This is a genomic window from Candidatus Poribacteria bacterium (assembly GCA_016866785.1).
Classification (GTDB): domain Bacteria; phylum Poribacteria; class WGA-4E.
In genome coordinates, this window is record VGLH01000211.1 from 1 (window position 1) to 3,946 (window position 3,946).

Sequence of the window (3,946 nt, forward strand, 5' to 3'; positions counted from 1 at the left end):
AAGTTCGAGGACTCGAGGTTCCCGGTGGCATGCTCCATGAACTCGCCGATGCGCTGGGAGAAGTGGAAGTCGCGGTCGTCGCCCTCGGCGCGCCAGAACGGGGCGTTCGCGCGGGGAGAGCCGGGCGACACGAACACATCGTTGTGCGTGATCCTCTCGACCCGCCAGCTCTGGGTGCCCAGCGTGAACGTCTGGCCGACGGCGGATTCCCACACGAACTCCTCGTCGAGCGTTCCGATGCGCGCGCTCGTCTCGTGGTGGCGGAGGTGGAACTCGCCCCGGTCGGGTATGGTTCCGCCATCCAGGTAGAGCGACTGCATCGCACCGGACCTCGCGGAGACCGTGTTGTCGATCCGGTCGATGGAAAGGCGCGGCTTGAGCTCTCGAATGCGCGTGTCCTCGTAGCGCCCGTCCAGCATGTTCAGCACGCCATTGAACTGGCGGCGCGTCAGGGACCGAAAGGGGTAGCTCGTGCGGATGGCGTCGAACAGGTCGTCGCAGTCCCATGTTTCGAGCCCCACCATCGCCACGAGCACTTGCGCGAGCACATCCAGAGGGCAACGAACCGGCTGTGTCTCCTCGATGTCGCGGTCGAGAGATGTTCGGGCTACAACGGCGCTCTCGATGAAGTCGCGAGGATTGGTGGGGAAGAGCGACGCTCGGCTAACCTCGCCGACCTGATGGCCCGCCCGGCCCACTCGTTGCACGGTCGACGACACGGACGGCGGACAGCCGACGAGAACCACCTCGTCGAGCGCGCCGATATCAATGCCCAGCTCCAGTGAGCTCGTCGCGACGATGCCCCGAAGCTCGCCTTCTCTGAGTCGCCGCTCGACCTCCACTCGGATCTCGCGGGAGAGCGAGCCATGGTGGGCGTAGGCGATGGGTTCATCTGCCTCGCCGTTGATGAACATCGTGAGCCGCTCGCACAGTCGCCGACTATTGGTGAAGAAGAGCGTCGAGCGGTTCCTGGCAACGATCACGCGGCATTCCTCGGCGATGGGTCCCCAGACGCCGCCGGCTGGATGGTCGTCGGCATCGTCGACGGGATAGCGCACCGAAAGCGCGTAAGCCTTCTGAACTGCCGACCGCACGAGCTTCACCGGCCGAGGCGTGTACGTCGCCGATTCGCCATACCCCGTCAGCGTGTAGCCGCCGACGAACTCCGCCACGGTCTCCAATGGCTTGACGGTCGCGGACAGGGCGATGCGCTGGAACTCCCCAGCCAGACGAGCGAGCCGCTCGACTGCGGTGATGAGGTGGGTTCCCCGTTTGGAGCCGACGACCCCGTGGATCTCGTCCAGAATGACCGTCGAGACGTTGGGCAGGATGGATCGCCCACCTGCCGAGGCGAGCAGCAGGTTCAGGCTCTCAGGAGTCGTGATGAGGATCTCGGGCGGATCGCGCTGCATCCGGCGGCGGTCTGACTGAGGCGTGTCGCCGCTGCGGGTGAGCACGCGGATATCGGGGAACGCCTCGTCGCTCTCCTCGAAGCGCTCGCGGAGCTCCCGCAGGGGTCGGACGAGGTTCCTCTGGATGTCGTTGTTCAGAGCCTTGAGGGGCGAAACGTAGAGGACGCTCGTGCAGCCGGTGGGCAGCTCACCGACGATGAGCCGGTTCAGCACCCAGAGGAAGGCAGCCAGCGTCTTGCCGGTGCCGGTCGGCGCGGTGATCAGCACGTGCTCCTGGCGTGCGATGGATCGCCACGCCTGCGACTGCACGTCGGTGGGAGCGCCGACCTCTTCGGCGAACCACCGTTCGACCGTCGGGTGAAACTGGCTGAGAGCGTCCCTCGGGGCGTCCAGGGCACCGTCCATCGTGGGCTCCATCACGTGCCACCCACGTCAATGGGTACGTTGGCGTCCAATGTGAACGCACGTTGCGTTGATCCGACGGCGACCGAGCCGGTAGAATCCGCGCGTCGCACCGTCTGGCAGAGCGCTGCCAGAGCTCGCTCATTGATTCGGAGGATCGTGCTGGCGGGTTACGGGAAGATCGCCGAAAGAGGTTCCCGGATGCAGAATGTCACCAATTCCATCGGCATGCGCCTTCGACGTATCGACCCGGGGGCGTTCACGATGGGCGCATCGTCCGTGCCCCTACCTGACGAGCTCGCGGGCAAGCCCCATCGACGGAACGGCGACCCGGACGAGCATCCATCGCATCGCGTGCGCATCACGACCGCGTTCTACGTAGGCGTCACGCAGATCACGAACTCCCAGTTCGAGGCGTTCGACCCGGAGCACCGGCATCTGCGGGGCAAGCTGGGCTTCTCCGCCGAAGATGACGAAGCCGTGGTGTTCGTGTCGTGGCATGAAGCCATCGCCTACTGCGGGTGGCTGTCGCGGCGCGAGGGCAAGACGTACCGCCTCCCGACCGAAGCCGAATGGGAATATGCCTGCCGCGCCGGAACCGAGAGCCACTTTCACACCGGCGATTCCTTGCCAGACGTGTTCCTCAAGAACCCGCAGCGGAGCTGGTACCCCGATCCGGCACGGTCCAGGGATGACGAGATCGTGTCGTTGCGCGTCGGCGAGACTCCGCCGAACGCGTGGGGCTTGAACGACATGCACGGAAACGTCGAGGAATGGTGCTCCGATTGGTACGGTCCCTACGTCGGCGACGCACAGACCGATCCCATCGGGTATGCATCCGGGGACTTCCGGGTGACGCGCGGCGGAAGCCATGGCACGGAGCTGTACTACCTGCGGTCGGCGAATCGATCCGGCGCGCTGCCCGATGATCGTCACTGGCTCATCGGCTTCCGCGTCGTTCTGGGCGAACCGCCATCGACACGACCGCTTGGGCAGCCCGGACAACGGTTCCATCAGATCGTCGGATCACAGGCTCCCCGAAGCCGCCACGAGTCGGCTGACGATCCGGTGTTCCTCGAGCCGCGCGAGTACGTCCGGATCGCGCCGGGCTCCGAGGGACCCTTGTTCTCGCACCACAACCACGATCCGGCAATCGTCGCGTGCGACAACGGCGACCTGCTCGCCGTGTGGTACACGTGCGTCGAGGAGCCCGGCAGGGAGTTGGGACAAGCGGCGAGCCGCCTTCGCGCCGACGAGGACGAGTGGACTCCCGCCGACGTGTTCTGGAACGCCCCCGACCGCAACGACCACGCTCCGGCGCTCTGGAACGACGGGAAGGGAACGCTTTGCCACTTCGCCGGACTTAGCGCCGCTGCGACGTGGGGCAATCTGGCGACCGTCCTCCGTCGCTCCTCGGATCACGGCGCAACGTGGACGAAAGCCCGGATCATCATTCCCGAGCACGGCATTCGCCACATGCCGGTTCAGTCCGTGTCGCGGACACGCGACGGGTCTATCCTGCTCCCGTGCGACGCAGTGACCGGAGGCAGCGGCGGCACGGCGCTTTGGATCAGCGACGACGACGGCGGCACGTGGCGCGACGCCGGCGGAACCATCGCGGGGATACACGCCGGGATCGTCGAGCTCTCGGATGGACGGCTGCTTGCATTCGGGCGGTCGGACAACGTGGATGGCTGGATGCCGCAGAGCGTTTCGACCGACCGAGGGGCGACCTGGCAGGTCAGCGCGAGTCCATTCCAACCCATCGGCGGAGGACAGCGCCTCGTCCTGTTGCGCCTCCGGGAAGGTCCGCTCTTCTTCGCGTCGTTCTGCCGTGACATGCCGCTCCGGGATGCCTCCGGCGAGGCGCGCCCGGTGTCGGGACTCTTTGGCGCTCTGTCGTTCGACGAGGGGGTTTCCTGGGCGACGCGCCGGCTCATCTCGGACGACGGGCCCGGCAGAACGCTGGGCACGACCAACGGCGCGCCCTTCACGATGAGCGCTAGCGAAGCGGAACCGAGAGGCTACCTCGCCGTGTGCCAGGATGCCAGCGGCATAGTCCATCTGATCAGCAGTCGCCTTCACTACGGCTTCAACCTGGAATGGCTGCGGACGCTTCCTCCGGCGCTCTA

Annotated in this window: 2 protein-coding genes; one reads left to right on the top strand and one right to left on the bottom strand. The window is 66.1% G+C overall.

From position 1 onward, the window contains the following. On the bottom strand, positions 1-1,829 hold a 1,829-nt coding region (locus FJZ36_18295; GenBank protein MBM3216850.1), incomplete at its 3' end, for a DEAD/DEAH box helicase. A 3-nt stretch (positions 1,830-1,832) separates the two neighbouring features. On the opposite strand from FJZ36_18295, the gene FJZ36_18300 reads away from it, so the two are divergent. Further along, positions 1,833-3,946, top strand: a 2,114-nt coding sequence (locus FJZ36_18300) for a hypothetical protein (protein MBM3216851.1), incomplete at its 3' end; no start/stop codon positions are given.